The 19,604-nt window shown below is 75.9% G+C and carries 16 protein-coding genes; 7 read left to right on the top strand and 9 right to left on the bottom strand.

The window, feature by feature from the left end:
- The first annotated feature begins 87 nt into the window (after positions 1-87).
- On the top strand, positions 88-753 hold the full coding sequence (locus ABD973_RS01970; RefSeq protein WP_125823496.1) for a winged helix-turn-helix transcriptional regulator: 666 nt from the start codon (positions 88-90) through the stop codon (positions 751-753).
- A gap of 262 nt (positions 754-1,015) precedes the next feature.
- Here the strand turns inward: ABD973_RS01970 and ABD973_RS01965 are convergent, their stop codons facing one another.
- The gene (locus ABD973_RS01965) at positions 1,016-2,242 is read right to left on the bottom strand and encodes an acyltransferase family protein (RefSeq protein WP_125823497.1); all 1,227 of its coding nucleotides are present in this window, start codon (positions 2,240-2,242) and stop codon (positions 1,016-1,018) included.
- A complete protein-coding gene (locus ABD973_RS01960; protein WP_125823498.1) occupies positions 2,239-3,282 on the bottom strand; it encodes an alpha/beta hydrolase in 1,044 nt (347 codons plus the stop codon). Before ABD973_RS01960 ends, ABD973_RS01965 begins: the two co-directional genes overlap by 4 nt.
- Before the next feature lie 231 nt (positions 3,283-3,513).
- Between ABD973_RS01960 and ABD973_RS01955 the strand changes: the two genes are divergently transcribed.
- Positions 3,514-3,930 carry a cupin domain-containing protein gene (locus tag ABD973_RS01955; RefSeq protein WP_345497961.1) on the top strand — a complete coding sequence of 139 codons (417 nt, stop codon included), beginning with the start codon at positions 3,514-3,516 and terminating at the stop codon, positions 3,928-3,930.
- Positions 3,931-4,031: 101 nt separating this feature from the next.
- Here ABD973_RS01955 and ABD973_RS01950 read toward each other — a convergent pair whose 3' ends face one another.
- Together ABD973_RS01950 and ABD973_RS01945 are read right to left on the bottom strand one after the other, a co-directional pair.
- Positions 4,032-4,274: a hypothetical protein gene (locus tag ABD973_RS01950; protein WP_125823500.1), complete on the bottom strand. Its 243-nt coding sequence runs from the start codon at positions 4,272-4,274 to the stop codon at positions 4,032-4,034.
- A 944-nt stretch (positions 4,275-5,218) separates the two neighbouring features.
- The gene (locus tag ABD973_RS01945; protein ID WP_125596401.1) at positions 5,219-6,394 is read right to left on the bottom strand and encodes a UDP-N-acetylglucosamine--N-acetylmuramyl-(pentapeptide) pyrophosphoryl-undecaprenol N-acetylglucosamine transferase; all 1,176 of its coding nucleotides are present in this window, start codon (positions 6,392-6,394) and stop codon (positions 5,219-5,221) included.
- A gap of 183 nt (positions 6,395-6,577) precedes the next feature.
- Between ABD973_RS01945 and ABD973_RS01940 the strand changes: the two genes are divergently transcribed.
- The 4 genes from ABD973_RS01940 (at position 6,578) to ABD973_RS01925 (ending at position 11,178) form a co-directional block, all read left to right on the top strand.
- Positions 6,578-7,741 carry a PAS domain-containing sensor histidine kinase gene (locus tag ABD973_RS01940; RefSeq protein WP_345497958.1) on the top strand — a complete coding sequence of 388 codons (1,164 nt, stop codon included), beginning with the start codon at positions 6,578-6,580 and terminating at the stop codon, positions 7,739-7,741.
- Entirely contained in the window at positions 7,738-8,439 is a 702-nt protein-coding gene (locus ABD973_RS01935) for a response regulator transcription factor (RefSeq protein WP_345497956.1), read from the top strand. The genes ABD973_RS01940 and ABD973_RS01935 overlap by 4 nt, the downstream gene beginning before the upstream one ends.
- Before the next feature lie 225 nt (positions 8,440-8,664).
- Positions 8,665-9,819, top strand: coding sequence for a non-hydrolyzing UDP-N-acetylglucosamine 2-epimerase (gene wecB, locus ABD973_RS01930; protein WP_125823503.1), 1,155 nt, complete (start codon positions 8,665-8,667; stop codon positions 9,817-9,819).
- 12 nt (positions 9,820-9,831) lie between these two features.
- A complete protein-coding gene (locus ABD973_RS01925; RefSeq protein WP_345497953.1) occupies positions 9,832-11,178 on the top strand; it encodes an XrtP-associated glycosyltransferase in 1,347 nt (448 codons plus the stop codon).
- A 44-nt stretch (positions 11,179-11,222) separates the two neighbouring features.
- On the opposite strand, the gene ABD973_RS01920 is transcribed toward ABD973_RS01925, so the two are convergent.
- The gene (locus tag ABD973_RS01920) at positions 11,223-11,903 is read right to left on the bottom strand and encodes a response regulator (protein ID WP_125596412.1); all 681 of its coding nucleotides are present in this window, start codon (positions 11,901-11,903) and stop codon (positions 11,223-11,225) included.
- Positions 11,900-13,291: a sensor histidine kinase gene (locus tag ABD973_RS01915; protein WP_345497949.1), complete on the bottom strand. Its 1,392-nt coding sequence runs from the start codon at positions 13,289-13,291 to the stop codon at positions 11,900-11,902. The genes ABD973_RS01920 and ABD973_RS01915 overlap by 4 nt, the downstream gene beginning before the upstream one ends.
- Positions 13,292-13,376: 85 nt before the next feature.
- Between ABD973_RS01915 and ABD973_RS01910 the strand changes: the two genes are divergently transcribed.
- Positions 13,377-13,772, top strand: a complete 396-nt coding sequence (locus ABD973_RS01910) for a hypothetical protein (protein WP_125823505.1) — start codon at positions 13,377-13,379, stop codon at positions 13,770-13,772.
- Here the strand turns inward: ABD973_RS01910 and ABD973_RS01905 are convergent.
- The 3 genes from ABD973_RS01905 to ABD973_RS01895 all read right to left on the bottom strand — a co-directional run bounded on the left by ABD973_RS01905 (position 13,726) and on the right by ABD973_RS01895 (position 18,544).
- Positions 13,726-14,988, bottom strand: a complete 1,263-nt coding sequence (locus ABD973_RS01905) for a hypothetical protein (RefSeq protein WP_345497947.1) — start codon at positions 14,986-14,988, stop codon at positions 13,726-13,728. The two genes, ABD973_RS01910 and ABD973_RS01905, sit on opposite strands and share 47 nt — an antisense overlap.
- A 46-nt stretch (positions 14,989-15,034) precedes the next feature.
- Positions 15,035-16,645 carry an FAD-binding oxidoreductase gene (locus tag ABD973_RS01900; RefSeq protein ID WP_345497945.1) on the bottom strand — a complete coding sequence of 537 codons (1,611 nt, stop codon included), beginning with the start codon at positions 16,643-16,645 and terminating at the stop codon, positions 15,035-15,037.
- 111 nt (positions 16,646-16,756) lie between these two features.
- A complete protein-coding gene (locus tag ABD973_RS01895) occupies positions 16,757-18,544 on the bottom strand; it encodes an NB-ARC domain-containing protein (protein ID WP_345504425.1) in 1,788 nt (595 codons plus the stop codon).
- Between the last annotated feature and the right edge of the window lie 1,060 nt (positions 18,545-19,604).

The raw sequence follows: 19,604 nt of genomic DNA, 5'->3' as shown, positions 1-19,604 counted from the left end.
CCTCCCTGTTCCCGTACACCGGACCTCTTGCTTGGTTTTACCAAGCAAGAGCTTGGAAAGTCCAACATGTTGTCTAGACTGCGCTGCATGTCACCTCGTCAGCCACGCCGTCGAAGCTACGACCAGTACTGCGCCTCGGCCCGCGCCCTGGACGCCGTCGGGGACCGCTGGACCCTGCTGATCGTCCGGGAGCTGCTGGCCGGCCCCCGCCGGTACACCGACCTCCACGCCGACCTGCCCGGCGTCTCCACGGACGTCCTGGCCGGCCGGCTCAAGGACATGGAGGCGCAGGGACTGGCCACCCGCCGCAAGCTCCCGCCGCCCGCGGCCGCCACCGTGTACGAGCTGACCGCGCGCGGCGCCGGACTGCTGCCCGTGCTCACCGCACTCGCCGAATGGGGCGCCCCCGACCTCGCCGACCGCCGCCCCACCGACGCGCTGCGCGCCCACTGGTACGCGCTGCCCCTGCTGCGCCGCCTCCCCCCGACCGGGGTCCCGGCCGTGGTCGACGTGGTCCTCGACGAGGGAGTGTTCCACCTACGGCTCGGCGGCGACGGCCCGGCCCACGGCGGCGGCCCGGTCTACGGCGACGGGCCCGCCGAAGCGGCCGACGCCCGCCTCGTCCTCGACGCCGACACCTGCCGGGAACTCGGCGAGGGCGCGCTCGACGTGGCACAGGCCGTCCGTGCGGGCCGCCTGAAGGTGCACGGCGAGGGCCCGGCGGCCGCCGCCCTCCGCGGGGAGACGGGCTAGGCCGTGTCTTTTGGATCTTGCCGGTTAAGCCCGCGTCTCCCCCAGCTACCGCTGGGAGGGGCCCCCAGGTGCCGTGCATCGGCGCGTTGGCGGGGCGCCCTTGTGCTGGGCGTACTCGGGTGCTCGGCCAACGCGACGAGGTGCGGTGCCGGGCGGCGCGGGTCTGGGGGCACCTCCCAGCGGTAGCTGGGGGAGCAAGATCCGGAAGACACGGCCTAGGGGCCGCCAGGTGCCGTGCCGTGCGGGACGTTCGCCCCACCCCTCAGGCGAGTCCCAGGGCGAAGACGGCGAAGCCCGCGGCCAGCAGCCCCGCCACGGCGCGGCGTACCGCCGGGGCGAGGCGGCCCCGCGAAGGGACCGGGGCGGTCTCGAACCGGCGGGCGTACCGGGCGATGACGACCAGCAGTACCGCGAACACCGGCATCCACGCCGCCCGTGCCGCGATCCAGCCGAGGGTGTCGGGCGCCGTCGTCAGCCCGGGCACCGCGCCCGCGAGCCCGCCGGGGACGGCCGCCGCCAGCATCGCGGTCTGGTGCCAGCACAGGACGGTCATCGCGGACAGGTTGACCACCACCACCGGCGCCCACAGCACCGGCCGGGCCAGCAGCCCCGCCAGCCGGTCCCGCAGCAGGATCGCCGCCCCCGACTGCGCCGAGGCCAGCGCCAGCACCAGCAGCGACGGCGGATGCGAGTTGGTCCGCGCCTCGCCCGGCACCCCGACCATCGACGCCGGGTAGTGGAAGACGAGCAGCAGCACCGCGAACAGTGCCGCCCCGCCCGCCAGCAGCAGCCACGCCCCGCGCCGCCCGATCCGCCGCCCGGCCCACGCCACGCCCAGCTGGTACGCGAACATCCAGCCCGGCAGCACGTTCAGCACGGACAGCCAGGACGGCACCGCCCCGGACAGCGGCCCGTACCGCAGGAAGTCCACCACCGCGACCGACCCGAGCAGCGGCGCTGCCGCCCACCCGCCGAGCCGCCCCGCCGCCCGCACGCAGTACGGGGTCAGGGCCGTGACCACCGCGTACACCCCGACGAACCACAGGGGTTGCACCACCAGCGTGGCCCCCGTACGCAACGTGGCCTCCGGCACGCCCGCCGCGTACAGCACCGGAGCGGCCAGCGCCCACACCACCGTCACCCCGAGCACCGGCCGCCCCAGCCGGACCATCCGCCCCTTCAGCCACGCCCCGGTCGAGCCGGTGCGGCGGCCGAAGGAGAGCGCCGACGCGTAGCCGCCCACCAGGAAGAAGACGCCGAGCATCTGGAGCACCCAGCTCGCCGGGGCGAGGGCGCCGAAGGCCGACAGCGGGCTGGCGTTGTGCAGGCCGCCCTCCGCGTCGAGGGTGAATCCGCCGAGCAGCCAGTGCCCCGTGGGCACCGCCAGCAGGGCCAGCGCCCGCAGGCCGTCCACCGCCCGGTCCCGGTGGGCCGGCGTCCGCCGCTCGATCCGCTCCGCCGCGCCCCGCAGCAGCGCCACCGCGCTCATCGGACCTCCCCCTTCGCGATCACGGCGAACGCCGCCAGGGACCGGGTGCCCGGCGTGAAGTAGCCGGTGTGGCCCCGGACGTCGCCGGCCGGGACCCGGCGCGCGCCGAAGGCGGGGGAGGACGGGTCGGCGCCGTGACCGAGGCCCGCGAACTCGACGTTCGGCACGTCCGCGATCCAGTCGGAGGGCCCGCGTGCCGCCCACACGCGGGCCCGGGTGCCGAGGCCCGCCGCCGTGTCCGCGCGCATGCCCGGGGAACCGAGCGCGACGACGTCGGAGGCGTCCGTGTGACGGGCCGCCAGGCCGCACACCACGGAGCCGTAGCTGTGGCAGAACAGCACCGGATCGGGAGCCCCGACCGCGTCCAGCCCGGCGGTGAACCGGGCCAGCCGGACCGCCCCCGCTCCGGCCAGCCGCCCGGTCGCCGCGTCCAGGCCCACCCCCACCGGGGTGGTGTAGCCCGTCCACGCGATGACGGCCGTCCCGTCGCCGGCGGCCCCCCGCAGCGCGCGGGCCATCCCGGCCGGTCCGGTGTGCGGGGCCCGTGCCGCGTCGTGCGTGCCGGCGTCGTTGTCCGACCCCGGTACGACCACCGAGACGTGCGCCGCGCGCTCCAGGTCCCCGAACACCTCCACGACCTGGCCCCGCCCGCGCGGGTCGAAGGCCAGGATCCGCCGGCCGGGTCCGGCGAGGGAGGCGTAGCGGGCCTCGCCCGTCGCGAGGACGGCCAGCCGGTTGGCCTCGTACCGCAGGGGGAGCGGCGCCCCGTCCAGATTGCCGACCACGAGCGGGTGGGCCCGTACCAGCTCCCGGCGCGCGTCCCCGTCCAGGGCGGCGAAGAACCGCGCCACCTCGTACGGGGAGGCCGCCTCCGGATCGGGCAGCGCCCGCCCCCCGGCCGACCCCGCCCGCCAGGCGGCACTCCCGGGCGGCGGCCCGGTGACGGCCGGCCGGCTGTCCCCGGCGGCCCATCCGGCGGTCCCCGCCACCACGGCCACCGCCAGCGCTGCCGCGACGACCGTCCTACGGAAGCGGCGCATGCCCCTTCCCCCTCTCCTCGAGCCGGCCCCCGTGCCGGGCCGTTGCCGAGGAGGAAGGTAGGAAGCAGGTACCCGGCCGCACGTCGGACCGTGGAGCCAAGCCGGATGTCATACCCCGGTAGGGGGTGGAGGAGGCGGGTCGCCATCGGAGGCGTTCCTGCGGGTGAAGGTGGCCACCTGATCGGATGACGGACCTTCCCGAGGACGCGGAGGGCCGATAGAACCAAGCTCGTGACCAGCACCCTCGCCCGCCGGGCCGCCGCCTTCGCCCTGGCCTTCGTCCCCCTCTCCCTTCCCGCCACCACGCACGCAGCGCCGGCCGCTCAGCTGGCACAGCGCATCGTGCTCACGAACTCGGACGACGGCCGCACCCTAGTCGCGAACCCGGGTGACGAAATCGAAGTCCGGCTCACCGGTTACCGCGAGAACGGACTCACCTGGACCTGGAGCACGCCGACGTCCGGCGATTCCACGGTGTTCCGGCGGACGGCGGGACGCACGGCGCCGAACGGAGACGCGTCGGCCGCCTTCCAGGCGGAACAGGACGGCGCCGCGACCATCACCGCGCAACGAAGCTGCCGCCCCGACGCGGGCCGGGTCTGTCCCTCGGTGATCACGCCGTGGAAGGTGACGGTCGAAGCGAAGTGACACGCCATTGACGTGCCCCGCCGTGTGACGAGCCCCGGGCGGCGCCTCCGGCACGGCGCCTCCGGCACGGCGCCTCCGGCACGGCGCCTCCGGCACGGCGCTCAGGACGGCGTCACCAGCATGCGCAGGAGCCCGGGTTCGCCTTCGAGTGACGACAGGGCCTTCCCGAGGATGGCCCCGATTGCCTGCCCGCGGTCGGACACGCGCATGGCGCACCCCTCGGTGGGTGAGGTCGTGAGGAGGTCCCCCGTGGAGATCGCCCCGTACTGAGGGTCTGCTTTGACGTAGACCTGCCCTGCGAGTGCCAGCGTTACGTGGTGCTCGGAGTCGGGGTTGCTCTGCATGACGGATCCAGGGTTGAGGCCGCCGGCCCCTGATACGACTCCGGTCGCGCGTGTCGTATTGCGTGCCGCAGGGTGTGAGGAGACCTTCGTTTCCGATGACGAGCACGGTACCCGGTTCGAAATCGTCTTCCGACGCAAAGGTCTCCGCATAGTCGCCGCCCAGCGCGCTGAATTTGTAAGAGCTCACCTCATCGGGGAAATACCCGGTTTTCGCGCTTACTTGATTGGTGCTCTCCAGGTTGCCCTCGATTCTGACATTTCCTGAAGCCAGGACCCTGCCATCGAATCTCGCGGCGTACTGCTGGCCCTTGCCGTAGACGCCGATGCCCTGTTCGCTGTGGCCTGCGACCCCGCAGGTACTTCCCTTGCCCTGTCCGCGTACAGCGTCTGTTCCCGCTCCGCCTGTTGACTCCCCGTAGACGCCGATCCAGGTTTCGCTCACCCCTACGACGCCACTCCCGCGTGCTCTCCCCTCGACCCCGAATCCGTCCTTGCTCACGCCCGAGACTGCTGTGGCATTGGCCTTTGCCACCAGGGTAACTACGCCATCCGCCGTGGTGATCCGCACTTGTTCATTGAAGTCGCTCGCTTGATCCTCCGAGATGGAAGACGGGCGGTAGTCGATCCAGGAGAAGCTGACCGATTGGCGGCAGCGGAAAGTCGGCTACTCTTCGAACGTACGACTGCGTTCGGTACGGCAAGTCGTCAAATGCGATTGAAATTGCAATATGTGATGGGGCGACGAAAGATTCGGCGACGGCCTGTCCCGGCGCGACGACGGACACAGGTCTGCGCCTCGTGACGGAGCGGCCGAGCGGCTGACCCGGGCCCTGGCCGAGGGCGGGGTCGCCGGGGTGGTGCCTCCAAGGCGGGCCGGGTGCGGTCACCGGCGGTCTGTCACAGGGGCCTCCCGGAAAGGGCTTCCGGGAGGCCGGTTGCGCGCGTCAGCGGGCGGCTGCCTCCAGGAGGACGTCGACCAGGCGGTCGGCCGCGTCCGGGCGGCCGTACGCGCGGGCGCGGTCGGCCATGTGGGCCCGGCGGTTGGGGTCGGTCAGGAGCGGGCCGATCGCGTCGGCCAGGTGCTGGGCGGTGACCTCGCCGAGCAGTGCGACGGCGGCGCCCGCGTCGGCCAGGTGCTGGGCGTTGTGCGCCTGCTCGTTGCCGGCCGAGGTGGCCAGCGGGACGAACACCGCCGGCTTGCCCAGCGCCGTGAGCTCGGCCAGCGTGCCGGCCCCGGACCGGGACAGCACCACGTCGGCGAGCGCCAGGACGTCCGGCAGCTCCGGGCCGACGAAGCCCGTCACGTGGTAGCGGCCCTGGAGGACCGGGTCCAGGCCGGCGGCCGCGAAGCGCAGCTCGTCCACGTTGGCCGGGCCGCACTGGTGGATCACGTTCGCGTGGCTCAGCAGCCACGGCAGCACCTCGCGCACCACGCCGTTGATCTGCTGGGCGCCCTGCGCGCCGCCGGTGACGTAGACGGTCGGAAGGCGGCGGTCGAAACCGGTGAGGTTCAGCGCGTGCACGGCCTTGTCGGGGTGCCCGGACAGCACCTCCGGGCGGACCGGGTTGCCGGTGACGACGGCGCGCTCGCGGACCTCGGCCGGCAGCAGCGGCAGCGAGGACTCCGAGGACACGGCGATGCGGGTGGCCGACCCGGCCAGCTTCCGGTTGGCCAGGCCCAGGCGCACGGTCTGCTCGTGCAGCACCAGCGGCCGCTTGCACATCCGCGCCGCCAGTCCGGCCGGCACCGCGACGTACCCGCCGGTGGCGAGCACCACGTCGGGGGCGAACTCGGACACGATCGTCCGGGCCTGGGCCACGCCGAGCGGCACCTTCGCCATGTCCTTCATGTTCGCCGCGGACAGCATCTTCAGCGGGTTCGCCGAACGGCGGATCTTCCCGGTGGCGACGGTCTTGAACGCGATCCCCTCGGCGGGGGCGACCCGGGCCTCCAGGCCGTCGGCGGTTCCGATCCACAGCACGTCCAGCGTGCTGCCGGCGGCCGCGAGACGGCCCTGCAGGGTACGGATCGCGGTCAGGGCGGGGTAGGTATGCCCACCGGTCCCCCCGCCAGTGACGAGCAGCCGGAAGGAACGGGGAAGCGCGGAAGAAAGGTTCACCCGGCCACCCTAACCGCCCTGGTGGAGCGGGCCGCGGCGCCGGGTGGCCCGACGCGGACCGGACCGGCGGACACACCGGCCGTCAACTGTCAGGAATGGGGTCTATTGGGGTGTATCCGCCGCTCGGACCGCCCCGGGGGTGTCCTCACCGCCGGGTCACGGGTCCCGGCGTACCGTGGCGGGGTGCACACCGCCCCGGCCCAGGTGCAGGCCGTCCTGGAGGCACTGCCGCGCGCCGCCATCGTCCAGAGCGGGGACGAGCAGGTGATCGCCGTCAACCGCCGCTTCACCGACATGTTCGGCCTCGACGCCGTGGGCGTCGCCCACACCCCCGGTGCCCCCCTCGGCCCCGTGGTGGAGGCGGTCTGCGCGACCTTCGCCGAACGCCCCGCCTGGGTGGTCGACACCGCGCACGCGATCGCCGCCCGCAGGATCCACCGGACCGCCGAGATCCCCCTGAAGGACGGCAGGATCATCCGCCGCGACGTGGAGCCCCTCTACGACCCCGACCGCAACCTGCTCGGCTCGCTGTGGACCGCCGAGGACGTCACCGAGGAGAAGCGCCGCGCGCACGCCCTCGAACGGGACAACCGGACCCTCGCCGAACTGGCCGGCCAGCGCAACGAGTTCGTCGCCCTGGCCTCGCACAGCCTGCGCACCCCGCTCGCCTCCGTCATCAGCTTCTGCGAACTGCTGGCCGATCCCGTCTCCGGCCCGCTCACCGCGGAGCAGCGCGAGTTCCTCGACGCGGTCCACCGCAACGCCCGCCGCATGGAACGGGTGATCACCACCCTGATGGAGACCACCAGGATGCGCGCACCCCAGCTGAACCTGGAGTTCGGCCAGGTCGACGTACCGCGCATGCTCACCCACGCCGTCCTGGACCGGATCGCGACCACCGAGGCCGCCGGCGTGTTCGTCGTCCTCGACGCGGCTCCGGGCCCGCCCCTCCACGGCGACGAGCTCCGCCTCGAACACGTCCTCGCCAACCTGCTGGAGAACGCCGCCAAGTTCACCCCGCCCGGCGGCACCATCACCGTCACCTCGGCCGTCGACGGCGACCACTGGACCGTCGACGTGGCCGACACCGGCATCGGGGTGCCCGCCGACTACCGGGAGGAGATCTTCTCCGGCTTCGTCCGCGCCCCCAACGCCGAGAACGGCGGATACCCCGGGACCGGCCTCGGCCTGGCGCTGAGCCGCGACATCGTACGGCGCCACGGCGGCGACCTGTTCGTCGCCGACGCCCCCGGCGGGGAGGAGGGCGGAGCCGTGTTCACCGTACGGCTGCCCGTCGCCGGGCCGGGCCCCCACACCGGCGCCGACACCGGCGCCGTCGTCCCGTGAGCCGGATCCTCCTCGTCGAGGACGACCCCGACCTCGCCGCCGCCCTGCGCGCCCTCCTCGGCCGAGCCGGGTACGAGGTCCGGCACGCCGCCGACGGCAGGGAGGCCCTGCGCCGCCTGTTCGCGGACCGTCCCGACCTGATGCTCCTCGACATCGGCCTGCCGGAGCTCGACGGCTGGCAGGTGCTGGAACGCACCCGGGACCTGACCGACCTCCCGGTCCTGCTCCTCACCGCCCGCGGGGAGGAGGCGGACCGGGTACGGGGGCTGCGCGCCGGTGCCGACGACTACCTGCCCAAACCCTTCGGGCAGGAGGAACTGCTCGCCCGGATCGAGGCCCTCCTGCGCCGCGCCGGACGGCCGGGCTGGGCGGGGGACCGGCAGGACTCCGCGCTGCACCTGGTCCCCGAGCGCCGCGCCGTCCTCTGGCACGGCGCCGAGATCCGCCTCAGCGACATCGAGTACCGGCTGCTGCAGACGCTCGTACGCAACCGGGGGCGGGTCGTCACCACGGACCAGCTGCTCGTCCAGGTGTGGGACGACCCGGCGGGCCTGGGACGGGACCGGGTCAAGTTCGCGGTACTGCGGGTCCGGCGCAAGATCCAGCAGGCCGCCGGCCGCCACGCGGAGGACCCCATCGAGGCGGTGCGCGGACTCGGCTACCGCTACCAGGGCGACGAACGCGACGAGCGGCCTTGAGGCCGTTGCCGGTCCCGGTCCCGCTGCCGGTCCCGTCGCCCAGGCCCGGGACGTAGGGCCCGCCCCCGGCGGGGCGCAAAGGCCCCGCCGGCACGGGCCGAAAGGCCCGAGCCGCCCCGCCGTCCGTGATCGCAACCGTCCGGCAACCGGTACGGCGGTGTGCGGCAACCCCCGCTCCCCACGCTCCGGGGTGTCCCGCCCCGTCCGGCCGCAAGGAGCCTCCGCATGACCGGCCTGCCCCCGCGCAGCATCGCCGTCGTCCTCGGGACCCGTCCCGAACTGGTGAAGCTGACCGAGCTGTGCCGGCTGCTCGGCCCCGCCGCCCGGCTCGTGCACACGGGGCAGCACTACGACGAGGACATGTCCGGCCGCTTCCTGGGCGAACTGGGCCTTCCCGAGCCGACGTACCTGACGGGCATCGGCGGCCGGCCGCGCGCCGTGCAGATCTCGGCCGGCCTCGCCCAGCTCGACGAGCTCTTCACCCGGCACCGGCCCCGCGCGGTCGTCGTCCAGGGCGACACCAACGCGGCCCTGTCCGGCGCCCTCGCGGCCAACGCCCGCGGCCTGCACCTGGTCCACGTCGAGGCGGGGCTGCGCAGCCACGACCGGGCCATGCCGGAGGAACACAACCGGGTGCTGATCGACCGGCTCGCCGACGTGCTGTGCGCGGCGACCCCCGAGAACCGGGAGAACCTCCTGGCCGAGGGCCTGCCCGCCGACCGGATCGAACTCACCGGCAACACGGTCGTCGAGGCCGTCCGCGCCCACCTGCCCGGTGCGCGGGACCGCGACGCCCTGCTCGCCCCGCTCGGCGTGCACCCGGACGCGTACGTACTGGCCACCGTGCACCGGCCCGAGAACACCGACGACCCGGCCGCGCTGCGCGCCGTGCTCGGCGAACTGGCCGGCCTGGCCCGGACCCTCCCGATCGTCCTCCCGCTGCACCCCCGCACCCGGGCCCGGATCGAGGCCGAGGGCCTGGCCGGGGCCCTGGACGCACTGCGGGTCACCGCGCCGCTGGGCTACGCGCAGTTCCTGGGGCTGGCCCGGCACGCGGCGCTGCTGGTCTCCGACTCCGGCGGGGTGCAGGAGGAGGCGACCGTACTGGGCCGCCCGCTGGTCGTGGTCCGCAACTCCACCGAACGCCCCGAAGCCATGGCCGACTTCGCGACCCTCGTACGCCCCGGACCGGAGCTCGGCGCCGCCGCGCGCGAGCGGCTCGGCCAGGGCCGGGCCCTGCGCGAGCGGCTCGCCGCGCTGCCGAGCCCGTTCGGCGACGGCCTGGCCTCGCGCCGGATCGCCGCCCTGCTGGCCCGCCCGGCCACCCCCGCCCCCGCCGCCACCGCGTCCGCCCCCGCCGCCCGGCCCTTCGCCGCCTGAGGACCCGCCCCCGTGCCGCACACCGACCACCTCCTCCTGTTCCTCTTCCCCTTCCTCCTCCTCGCCGGCTTCCTCCTCTACGCCGCCGGATCCCGGCACGCCTACCGCAACCGGCCGGCGACCGAACCGGGCGATCCGGCCGCCTTCGACTGGCACTTCTTCGTCCCCTGCCGCGACGAGGAGGCCGTGGTCGCCACCACCGTCGCCCGGCTCCGCGCCGACTTCCCGTACGCCCACGTGTGGGTGGTCGACGACGCCAGCGACGACCGCACCGGCGCCATCGTCGCCGCCCTCGCCGAGGACGACGTACAGCTGCACCTGGTGAGCCGGTTCCGGCCCGAGGCCCGTACCGGCAAGGGCGCCGCGCTCAACGCCGCGTACCGCGAACTCGGCGAGCTGCTCGGCCCCGGCGCCGACCGGGAGCGGATCGTCGTCTGCGTCGTCGACGCCGACGGCCGGCTCGACCCCGCCGCCCCGTCCCTGGTCAGCGGCCCCCAGGGGTTCGGTCACCCGGACACCGGGGGAGTGCAGGTCAGCGTGCGGATGCGCAACGTCGACGACCCGCGGCCGCTGCCGGACCGCGGCCGCGCCGCGAACGCCCTCGCCCGCCTGCTGGTCCGCGTCCAGGACATGGAGTTCGCCGTGTCCAACGCCGGCATGCAACTTTTGCGCGCCCGCACCGGATCGGTCGGGCTCGGCGGCAACGGCCAGTTCACCCGCCTGTCGGCGCTGGACCGGATCGCCGAGGCCGAACGCCGCCCCTGGCGCGAGGCGGCCCTGCTGGAGGACTACGAACTCGGCCTCCACATGATCCTCACCGGCCACCGGATCAGCCACGTCGCCGACACCTGGGTGTCCCAGGAAGGCCTGCCGCACGCCCGGCGCCTGCTCGCCCAGCGCACCCGCTGGGCCCAGGGCAACCTCCAGTGCGTCCGCTACGCCCCGCGCATCCTCTCCTCACGCCACTACACCGGCAGCGGCGTCCTGGAGACCCTGTACACCTTCGGCCAGCCGCTGGCGCACCTCTTCTCCCTGGTGCTCTCCGCCGTCCTGCTGGCGGTCCTCGCCCTGAACGGTTTCACCGGTGCCCTCGCCTGGTGGCCCCTGGCGCTCGGCCTGGCGGTGCTCTCGGTGCTGCCCTTCCTCCTGTGGGGCCCGGTCTACCGCAGGGACTTCACCCCCGACGCCTCCCGGGCCCGGGGGCTCCTGTGGGGCGTCGCCCTGTGGCTGTACGCCTACCACCTCTTCCCCGTCGCGGCCCGGGCCTTCGTCCGCATCCTCCGGGGCCGCACCGGCTGGTCCAAGACCCGCCGCAACGCCGACCCCGTCACCACCGGCCCGGTCGCCCTGGAGCACTAGCCACCCGCCACCAGGCACCGGCCACCAGGCACCGCCACCACGCATCAGGCGGCGTCGCCCGGGCGGACCAGGCCCGCCTCGTACGCGAAGATCACCGCCTGGGCCCGGTCGCGGAGGTCCAGCTTCCCCAGGACCCGGCCGATGTGCGTCTTCACCGTCTGCTCCGCCAGGACCAGGTGCGCGGCGATCTCCTGGTTCGACAACCCGCGCGCGATCAGTTCCAGCACCTCCGTCTCGCGCGGCGTCAGCCCGTTCAGCCGCAGCGCCGGATCCCTGCGCGGGGCCGGCCGCTGCCGGACGAAGTCCGCGATCAGCCGGCGCGTCACCGACGGCGCGAGCAGCGCCTCGCCCGAGGCGACCACCCGGACCGCCGCGATCAGGTCCGCCGGCGGGGCGTCCTTCAGCAGGAACCCGGACGCGCCCGCGCGCAGCGCCTCGTACACGTAGTCGTCGATGTCGAAGGTGGTCAGCATCAGCACCTTCGGCCGGTGCGTCACCCCCGGCGGCGGGTCCAGCAGCTCGCGGGCCGCGGAGAGCCCGTCCAGTTCCGGCATCCGTACGTCCATCAGCACGACGTCGGGGTGCACCGTGCGCGAGACCCGGATCCCCTGGCGGCCGTCGGCGGCCTCGCCCACCACGTCGATGTCGGCCTGCGCCGACAACAGCGCGGCGAACCCCGCCCGGACCATGGCCTGGTCGTCGACGATGATCACGCGGATGGTCAACTGGGCTCCTCGGTGCGGGAGGCGACGGGGTCGGGCGGCGGGTCGAGGGGGAGCCGGGCGGCCACCCGGAAACCGCCCTCGGGCAGCGGGCCGGCGTCCAGCGTCCCGCCGGTCAACCGTACGCGTTCGCGCATCCCCACCAGCCCGTGCCCCGTCCCGGAACGCTCCAGCTCCACCACCGCGTCCCGGGCCGGCCCGTTGACGACCAGCACCAGCACCTCCCCGTCCTGCGCGGAGTACGTCACCGAGACGCGGGCCGGCGCGCCCGGGGCGTGCCGCACCACGTTGGCGAGGGCCTCCTGCACGATGCGGTACGCCGACAGGTCCACCGCCGGCGGCACCGGCGCGTCCGCCAGAGCGGCGGCCAGGGAGCACTCCACCGGCTGCCCCGCCCGCACCGTCGCCTCCACCAGCTGCTGGATCCGCGCGATGCCCGGCTGCGGCGCCCGGTCGCCTTCCGCGCCGTCGGAGCCCGAGTCGCCCCGCAGCACCGTCAGCAGCCGCCGCATCTCGCCGAGGGACTCGCGCGCACTGGCCGCGATCGCCGCGAACTCCTCCCGCACCGGCCCCTCCAGGCCGGACAGCCGGTACGGGGCGGAGTCGGCCTGCACCGTGATCACCGACATGTGGTGGGCCACGACGTCGTGCAACTCCCGCGCGATCCGCGCCCGTTCCTCCAGCAGGGTGCGCCGGGCCCGCTCCGCCTCGCTGATGCTCTCCTGCTCGGCGACGCGCTGCCGAGCGTCACCCAGCCCGCGCAGCGCGCCCGTCACGGCCAGCACGCAGCCGCTGAGTACGAACAGCAGCGCCACCGTGTTCGTCACCCCGGCCGGCGCGAAGAACCCCAGCACCACCCCGGCCGCACCCGTCACCAGCCCCACCCGCACCAGCGTCCGCACCGGCTCGCGCAGCCCCACGCACACCATCAGCGCCAGGTAGCCGACCACCACCATCGGCGTCCACGGCCAGGCTTGCCCCGCCACCCGGTCCGCGCCCACCAGCAGCAGCACCGCCCCCACGACGTCCGCGAGCAGCACCGCGCCCCAGGCGGCCACCGGACGCGACACCGCCAGCAGCAGCGGCACCGTCTGCGCCACGCCCAGGGCCCCGGCCAGGCCGCCGCCCATGCCGTAGTCGTTGGTCAGCACCGCGATCGTCACCGGCAGCAGCGACACCACGAAGACGCCCATCACGGCGAAGGGCAGCATCCGCAGCCACGGGCTGGCCGCCCGCGCCAGCAACGGCTCGCCCGCCCGCGCGGGCGTCCGCAGCGCCCGCGCGAACCGGTCCCACCCGACGGACGGCCGCGGCTCACGGGCCGCGCCGGCCGTCGCCGGCCCCGCGTCCGGCCTTCTCCCGCCGACGGGCTTGCGCACTCTCAGGCTCATGATCCCGCCAGCCTATGCGCACGCGCCGTTGGGCGGGATCCGCGAGGGTCTCGTTCCCCCGGCGCGTCCCGCTCGTTGAGCGGGCATGGAGCTGCTGCCGACCATCGCGGGGCCGGGCGTCGGTGAACGGGCCGACGCCGCGGCCGACGCCGCCTGCCACCTCTACGACGCCGTCGCGCCCTGGAGCGGGGGAGGGCCCGGCGGATGGAGCCGGACCGCCGCCGAGGACGCCGCCGAGACCATCGAGACCACCGCGCACGCCCTCGCGTACGTCCACCCGCGCGCCGAGGTGATCCTCGCGCCGGTGCACGCCGCCCTGGCGGACCTGCGCCGCCAGCTCGCCCTCTCCCCGGCCGACCCGCTGACCGCCGCGGGCGTCCCGGCGACGCCCCGTACGGTCGGCAACCCGCGCCGCACCCGCTGGGAGCGGGTGGTCACCGCACCAGTGCCCCGGCAACCGCCGTCTGGTACAGCTTCCTGATCTCCGCCCCGAAGTAGGAGCTGTACGAGGTGTCCGCGGTCGGCCCGCCCGTCTTCCAGCCGCCGATCACCCCGACGACGTCCCCGGTCATCGTCTGCGCGTCGTAGCGGGCGAGGAAGGGGCCGCCGCTGGTCCCGCCGGGATAGCCGGTGCAGTCGATCCGCAGGAAGGAGCCGGGGCTCTTCGGGTCGCCGCTGGTGAACTTGGTCGTCTTGTTGACGCACACGCGCGGGCGGGCCGCCGCCGCCGGATGGCCGATCAGGGTGACCTTGGGGTGGTTGAAGGTGGCCCCGGTGACGAGCCGGTTCCCGCCGACGACGTCCTCCACCGGGAGGCCGTCGGAGCCCGGACCGACCTGGGCGAAGGCCACGTCGAGGGTGGCCGCCCGATCGGGCCCGTCGGTGCGGTACCGGGGGGCGATCCACACCTTCGAGCGGCCCGCCGCGTCCCGCAGCACGGGGAAGAGGCCGTACGGGCGCGGTTTCGCGCGCGTGTACTGCGGTACGAAGGCCACCTGGCGGGTGTCCGTGCCGAGCAGGCAGTGCGCGGCGCTGAGCACCATGTCGCGGCTGGGGGAGGAGACCACGCTGGCGGTGCAGAAGTAGGCGCCGCCGCCCTGCATGACGAACATCCGGCCGACGACCGGGATGCCGTCGAAGTCCTGCCCGACGCCGTTCGTGGCCGGCACGGCCGCCTTGTCGGACCCGCTCGGCGCGGGCGCCGGTACGGGCACGGCGGGTTCGGTCGGCGGTGCCGGTGCCGGTGCCGGTGCCGGTGCGGCCGGCGCGGGTGTGGCGGACGCCGGGCCGGGGACGGCGGCGTCGGGTGCCTCAGGAGCGGGCACGGCGGCGTCCGGAGCGGGCACGGCGGCATCGGGGGAGGCCGGCGCGGGCGGCGCCTCCGGCCGGGCCGGCGAGGCCGGGTCGGCAGCCGGGGACGGGGCCGTCGCCGGGGACGGCCCCGGCGACGCGGGACCGGCCGCCGCCGGCCCGGGACCGGAGGCCGGGACGGCGCCCGAGCCCGGCTCCGGTTCGGTCACGGGCAGGGCGGAGGCCATCCGGTCCTCCGTCCAGAAGGCCGTGGCCTCCCGCGCCGACCAGCGCTCGGAGGCGGCCTCGGCCCGCTCCGCCGGCGCGACGGGCAGTGCCCCGCCCGGCAGCATCAGGGCGGCGGCCGCCGCGGCCGCGGCCGTCACCACCGTCAACAAACGTCGCATGTCTCGCTCGCTCCTGTCGTGACCGGCCTGATCCACAAGACGCCGCCTAGACGGCCTGGGGGAAGCGGAACAGCCTGCCCGGGTCGTAGGCACGCCTGATCTCCTCCAGGCGGGGGAGGTTGGACCCGTAGTAGGCCCCGCGCCAGCCGGCGAGTCCCGGGTCGGCGTAGTTCTGGTAGGCGCGGCCGCCCGCCCACGGGCGCAGGTCCTGCCACAGTCCGTCGAGCCAGCCCTGGTGCCGCACGACCTCGGCGGGCGCCGCCGACCGGGGCCAGTACGCGAGGTACTGGGCCAGGAAGGCGCTGTCCCGGTGCACGAACGCGGTGGCCGCGGCGGGCACCCGGTTGACGGCCCCGCCGCACACCCCGTCGAGCTGGACCACCCCGAACCCGCCGCCCGGCACCTCGCGCCCGTACCGCCCGATCGCGGCGAGCACCGCCGCCACCGCGGCGTCCGGCAGGCCCCCGCCGTCCCAGAAGTCGGAGCGGGCCGCGTACGACTCCCGGCCCAGACGCCCCCGCGGATCCCGGCCGGGCAGCCGCCCCGGCAGCCGGCACTCCCCGGCGCCGCGGTCCGCGCAGCCGGCCATGGCCCGCACGGTGTCCCCGTAACCGCGTACGGCGGACCAGGCGTCCCGCGGCTCCCGGCCCACCAGGCCGGTCAGCCGGGCCAGTTCCCGCTCCAGCTCCGCCCGCCCGTCCAGGCACACCGCCCGGAGGGCCGGGACCGACTCCCGCCCCGCCTCCACGGTGAACTCCACCTGGCTCCAGAACGGGTCCGGCAGCCCGCCCAGCCACCGCTGCCAGCCCCGCACCACCGCCGCGGAGTCCCCGGCGGGCCAGTGCAGTTCGGCGTACGCGGCGTCCCCGACCGGATGGGTGCGCAGCCGGAGCTCGGTGACCACGCCGAAGTTGCCGCCCCCGCCGCCGCGCAGCGCCCAGTACAGGTCGGGGTCCCGGTCGGCGCCGACCTCGCGGACCACCCCGTCCGGGGTGACCACGCGGGCGCCCGAGAGCCGGTCCGAGGTCGTCCCGTACGCCCGCGAGCCCAGCCCCAGCCCGCCGCCGAGGGCCAGCCCGGCGATGCCGACGGAGGGGCACAGCCCGGCGGGGACGCCCAGGCCGCGCGCGGCGAGGGCTTCGTGCACCTCCGCGAGCCGGGCCCCGGCGCCGACCCGCACCTCGTCGCCGTCGGCCGTGACGGCGGCCATCGCCCCGGTGTCCACCACCAGCGCGCCGGCGGTCGTCGACCACCCCGCGTAGCTGTGGCCGCCGCCGCGCGGCACCACCGCGGCGGCGGAGCGCCGGGCGAAGTCGAGGCAGACGGCCACGTCCCCGGCGTGCGCGGGATAGGCCACCGCCGCGGGCGCGACGGTGTCGTAGCGGGGTTGGAAGAGCTGCCGGGCCTCCGCGTAGTCCGCGTCCCCCGGAAGGACCAGCCGGCCGTCCATCGCACGGCCGAGCGCCCCGAAGTCGGGCCCCGCCCCGCCCGCGGAACGCGCACCTGGCCGCCCGCCGCCGGTCCGCCCGCCGCCGGTCCGCCCGCCGCCGGTCCGCGCGCCGGCGGTCCGCGCGCCGTCCGCCCGCGCGCCCGTCCCGGTGGCGGCGAGCACGGCGGCTGCCGTACTCGCGAGAATCCGGCGGCGTGGAAGGCTCATTCCTCCTTCCTGCCACCGCCGGGCCCGATCGCCGAGCAGGCGGGCCCGCCGGGCGCCGCTTCCCGCCCGAACGGACCACGGCCGCGCCCGCGGGCGGCCCCCCGACCGGCTTTAACGTTCCGCCAGCGCGGCCAGCGCCGCACGGGCCGCGTTCTCGCCCTCCTCGTACGCGTGGGCCCGCGCCTCCCGCACGGCGTCGTCGAGCTGGCGCACCGCCTCGCCCCTGCGGCCCGTCGCGGCCAGAGCCTCGCCGTAAAGGGTGCGCAGCACCACCCGTCGGGGCGCCGCCGCCGGCGGGGCCACCAGCGCCAGGCCCCGGACCGCGTGGTCGGCGGCCGCCTCGGCCGCTCCCACCGTCAGCAGGTGCTCCGTGAGGTGCTGGAGGGCCAGGGCGGCCGTGTCCGGCCGGGCCGCCCGCTCGGCCAGCGAGAGCGCCGCGCCCAGCAACTCCGCGGGCCGGGCACGTTCCCCCGCCCGTACGAGCGCCACGGCGAGGTTGATCCGGGCGATGGCCTCCGCGTTGGCGTCGCCCGCCAGGGCTGCGAGGTCCGGCGCCAGCTCCAGCTGCGCGAGGGCCTCCTCGGGGCGGCCCTCCTCCGACAGCACCCAGCCGAGCAGGGCCCGGGTACGGGACTGGGCGCCGGGGTCGCCGTCGGCCTCGGCGCAGGCCAGCGCCCGTTCGAGCAACGGCACCCAGCCGTCGCGGACCTGCCACACGATCAGCGGCCACTGGAGCAGCACCAGCCGCCAGGCCCGGTCGTGCAGCCCGGCGGCGACGGCCGACTCGACCGCGCCGCGCAGCGCGTCCCGTTCGGCGGAGAACCAGGCCAGGGCGTCCGCGCGGTCGGCGAACGGCCGTACCGGGGCGGCCCGCCGGACCCCGTCGGGCAGCGCACAGCAGGGCTCGCTGCCCGGCTCGGCGGCGGCGCAGGCCGCGAGGAGCGTGCGCAGCCAGTGGTCGAGCAGCCGCAGCAGCCCCTCCGGGTCGTGCCCCGGCGACAGGCTGCGGGCGTAGAGCCGCACCAGGTCGTGCAGTACGTAGGACTGCGGGCCCGCCTCCACCACCAGCTGGGCGGCGGCCAGCTGGTCCAGCGCCGCGGCGGCCTGACTGGGCAGGCAGCCGCCGAGCGCGGCGGCGGTGCGGACGTCGAGGGCGGCCCCGGTGTGCGGCCCCAGCCGGTGGAACATCCGCCGGGCCGGCTCCGGCAGGTGCTGGAGCGTGAGGCGGAGCGCGGCGGCGACGCCGGTGTTGCCCACGTTCAGCAGGTCCAGCCGGGTGTGCTCGTCGGCGAGTTCGCCCGCGAAGGCGGCCAGCCCCTGGTGCGGGCGGGTCGCGAGCCGGGCCGCCGCCACGCGCAGCGCCAGCGGCAGGCCGTCGCACAGCCCGGCGAGGCGCGCGGCGGCCTCCGGCTCGGCCGCGACCAGCTCCGGGCCGAGCACGGCGGCGAGCAGCTCGGTGGACTGCGCGGCGGGCAGCTCGCGCACGGGCACGGGGCGGGCGGCGTCGGAGACCACCAGCTCACCGAGCCGGCTGCGGCTGGTGACGAGGGTGACGCAGTCGTCGCCGCCGGGCAGCAGCGGCCGCACCTGCGCGGAGTCACGGGCGTTGTCGAGCACGACCAGCATCCGGCGCCCGGCGGTCAGCTCCTGGTAGCGGGCACCGAGGGCCTGCGGCGAGTCGGGCATCCGCTCGGCGGGGAGGCCGAGCGCGAGCAGGAACTCGCGCAGCACGGAGGTGGTGTCCCGGGCGGGGATGGGGCTGTAGCCGTGGAGGTCGGCGAAGAGCCGGCCGTCGGGGAAGTCCGCGCGGCGCCGGTGCGCCCAGTGCAGGGCCAGCGCGGTCTTCCCGACGCCGGCGCTGCCGGTGAGCATGACGACGGGGCCGGGGCCGGCTGCCACGGCCCGGTCGAGCGCCGCCAGTTCCCCGCCGCGCCCCGTGAACCCCCCGGGCCGCCGGGGCAACAACTGCGGCCCCACCGAGTCCCGCCCCCACGAAAACGCCTCCCCATACCGAGCCCCGGGGGTGCCGGGGGTGCCGGTGACCCCTACGGCCCCTATGGCCCCGGGGGCCCCTATGGCCCCGGGGGACCCCTCGGCCCCGGTAGTACTCGCGGCCTCGGGTGCCCCGGGGGTACCTGCGGTCCTGCCGGCCCCTGTGGCCCCGTCCGCGGCCCCGCCGCGGCCTACGGCCCGGGGGGTCCCCGCCGCGCCGGTAGTCCCCGCGGCCTCGGGAGTGCCGGTGGCCCCGGCGGGGCCAATGACTCCGGATGCCCCGGGGGTCCTCGCGGGGCCGCCAGTACCCGCGGCCTCAGGGGCGCCGGTGGTCCCGGCGGTGCCTGTGCCCCCGGATGCCCCGGGGGTCCTCGCGGGATTGTGGGTACCTGCGTCCTCGGGGGTGCCGGTGGCTCCGGCGGTGCCTGTGCCCCCGAGTGCCTCGGGGGTCCTCGCGGGGTTGTGAGTACCCGCGGCCTCGAGGGTGCCGGTGGTCCCGGCGGTGCCTGTGCCCCCGAGTGCCTCGGGGGTCCTCGCGGGGTTGTGAGTACCCGCGGCCTCAGGGGTGCCGGTGGCTCCGGCGGTGCCTGTTTGCGCGGGTCTCCCAGGGTTCCCCGCAGCGCTGCCGGTACCCCCCGCCCCAGGGGTGCCTGCTGTCTCGGTGGCTCCGGGAGTGCCCGCCACCCCTGCGGCTCCGTCGGCCTCGGGGGTCCGTACGCCCTCGGCAGCCCCTACGACTCCACCGGCCCCGGCAGTACCCCCAACCCCTTCGTCTCTGGAGGCATCCGGGGTCCCGGCAGCGCCAGTGCCCCAGGGGGTCCCTGTGGTTCCGGGGGTACACGCGGCCCCGGTACTCGTGGCCCCGGGGGTCCCGGCGGCCCCCATGATGCCGGGGGTATCTGTGGCCCCGGCAGCCCCTGTGACCCCCCTGGCCCCGGGGACACCTGACGTCCCGGCATCATCCGTG

Source organism: Streptomyces racemochromogenes (assembly GCF_039535215.1).
Lineage (GTDB): Bacteria > Actinomycetota > Actinomycetes > Streptomycetales > Streptomycetaceae > Streptomyces > Streptomyces racemochromogenes.
This window is presented reverse-complemented; position numbering and strand designations above follow the sequence as displayed.